The organism is uncultured Microbacterium sp. (assembly GCF_963521695.1).
GTDB lineage: Bacteria > Actinomycetota > Actinomycetes > Actinomycetales > Microbacteriaceae > Microbacterium.
This window is the reverse complement of sequence record NZ_CAUQWC010000337.1, coordinates 1-2,713: the sequence shown is the minus strand read 5'-3', so window position 1 is coordinate 2,713 and position 2,713 is coordinate 1. Positions and strand designations below refer to the sequence as shown.

The window sequence follows — 2,713 nt, the reverse complement described above, 5'->3', positions numbered from 1 at the left end:
GGGTAGTTGCGCAGCGACTTCGACATCTTCTGCCCGTCGTTGCCGAGCACGATGCCGTGGCACGACACACCCGTGAAGGCGGGGCGGTCGAACAGCGCGGTCGAGAGCACGTGCATGACGTAGAACCAGCCGCGGGTCTGTCCGATGTACTCGACGATGAAGTCGGCCGGGGCGTGCTCGTCGAACCACTCGTGGTTCTCGAACGGGTAGTGCACCTGGGCGAAGGGCATGGAGCCGGAGTCGAACCACACGTCGAGCACGTCCTCGATGCGGCGCATGGTCGAACGGCCCGTCGGGTCGTCGGGGTTGGGGCGAGTGAGGTCGTCGATGTAAGGACGGTGCAGGTCGACCTCGCCGTCGGCGTTCACGGGCAGGCGGCCGAAGTCGGCCTCCATGTCGGCGAGCGAGCCGTACACGTCGACGCGCGGGTAGTTCGCGTCGTCGCTCTTCCAGACCGGGATCGGCGAGCCCCAGTACCGGTTGCGGCTGATCGACCAGTCGCGCGCGCCCTCGAGCCACTTGCCGAACTGGCCCTCCTTGACGTTCTCGGGCACCCAGGTGATCTGCTGGTTGTTCGCCAGCAGGTCGTCTTTGATGTCGGTCACGCGGACGAACCAGCTCGACACGGCCTTGTAGATGAGGGGGTTCCGGCAGCGCCAGCAGTGCGGGTACGAGTGCTCGTACGACGCCTCGCGCAGCAGGCGCCCGGCCTGCGTGAGCAGGCGGATGAGCGGGCGGTTCGCCTCGAACCACAGCTCCCCCGCCACGTCGGTGACCGCCGAGAGGAACCGGCCGCCGTCGTCGAGCGAGATGATCGTGGGAAGGCCCGCGGCGTCCGCGAGACGCTTGTCGTCTTCACCGTAGGCGGGTGCCTGGTGCACGATGCCGGTGCCGTCCGACACGGTGACGTAGTCGTCGACGAGGATCTTCCAGGCGTTCTGCGTGCCCCAGATCTCGGCATCGGCGTAGTAGTCGAAGAGGCGGTCGTAGGACACGCCCTCGAGTTCGGCGCCCGAGATCGTCGTCTCGACGGCCGCGCGGGCGGCATCCGGGCTCTCGTACCCGAGGTCTTTCGCGTAGTTCGGCAGCAGGTCCTCGGCCAGCAGATACCGGTGCGCGACGGCCTCGAAAGCCTCGTCGGCCGTGCCGTCGGGTGCGCGGTGCACGTCGGCGGCGCCGTTCGGGCCGCCCTCGATCACGGCGTACCGGATGCCGGGACCCACCGCGAGCGCGAGGTTCGTCGGCAGGGTCCACGGCGTCGTCGTCCACGCGAGGGCGCGCACACCGGTGAGGCCGAGCGCCTCGGCCTTGGCACCGACGAGCGGGAAGGTGACGGTGACCGAGGGGTCCTGACGCATCTTGTAGACGTCGTCGTCCATGCGCAGCTCGTGCGTGGACAGCGGCGTCTCGTCGCGCCAGCAGTAGGGCAGCACGCGGTAGCCCTCGTAGGCGAGGCCCTTGTCGTGCAGGGTCTTGAAGGCCCAGAGAACGCTCTCCATGTAGGTCGTGTCGAGCGTCTTGTACCCGCGCTCGAAATCGACCCAGCGCGCCTGGCGGGTGACGTAGTCCTGCCAGTCGCGCGTGTACTCGAGCACCGACTCGCGGGCCTTGGCGTTGAAGGTCGCCACGCCCATCGCCTCGATCTCGTCCTTCTCGGTGATCCCGAGCTGCTTCATCGCCTCGAGCTCGGCCGGGAGCCCGTGGGTGTCCCACCCGAAGACGCGGTCGACCTTCTGGCCGCGCATCGTCTGGAAGCGCGGGAAGACGTCCTTCGCGTAGCCGGTGAGCAGGTGACCGTAATGCGGGAGCCCGTTGGCGAAGGGAGGACCGTCGTAGAAGACCCACTCTTCGGCGCCCTCGCGGTTCGCGATCGAGGCGCGGAAGGTGTCGTCGGCCTTCCAGAACGCGAGTGTCTCGTCTTCGATTGCCGGGAAGCGGGGGCTCGGGACGACGGATGCCGGGGCCTGCGTGGGCGCCGGGGTCGCGGTATCCGGGGTCGACGTGTCCGGGGTCGCGGTACCGCGGGTGGCGGCATCCGGGGCCGGGACCGTGCCGGTCGCGGCAGGGTCGGCGGCCGGGCCGAAGGATGAGGGGCGTGGGTAGGTCATGTCACTCCGCGGGTCGAGGTCTGCTCGCCGGGACGATCCATGCGGACCGCGGTACCACCCTGCATTGCGCACCCTCGCGAGTGCGCCGCTCTCACTGCGGCTGTGACGGGCCTGCCCCGCACGGTTCTACTCGGGGTCTGGACCCGTTTCTTCCGCGAGCTCCCCGGTGATGGCCGGATCGGTGCTGATGTCCCCAGTCTACGCGCTCGCCGCATCCGGCGCGGCGGCCCTGTGGACGTGGGCTGCGCCTCGACGGATATCCAAGGCACGTCGCCCTGTCGCGGCGGGTACGGCGCGTCCTGGACACTCGACGCCCGGCCCGGCCCGCTCCCGTGAGTGTCCACAACACGCCGCTCGCGCGCGGCGGATACGGCATGTCGTGGACACTCAACGCCGGGTCCGGCCCGCTCGCGTGAGTGTCCACAACACGCCGCTCGCGCGCGGCGGATACGGCGCGTCGTGGACACTCAACGCCGGGTCCGGCCCGCTCCCGTGAGCGTCCAAGACACGCCGCCCGGCACCGGCGGATACGGCATGTCGTGGACACTCAACGCCCGGCCCGGCCCGCTCCCGTGAGTGTCCACAACACGCCGCTCGCGCGCGGC

The 2,713-nt window shown here is 69.7% G+C and carries 1 protein-coding gene; it reads right to left on the bottom strand.

The window, feature by feature from the left end:
* On the bottom strand, positions 1-2,108 hold a 2,108-nt coding region (gene ileS / locus RWP81_RS16065; RefSeq protein ID WP_314457796.1), incomplete at its 3' end, for an isoleucine--tRNA ligase.
* Positions 2,109-2,713: the final 605 nt, after the last annotated feature.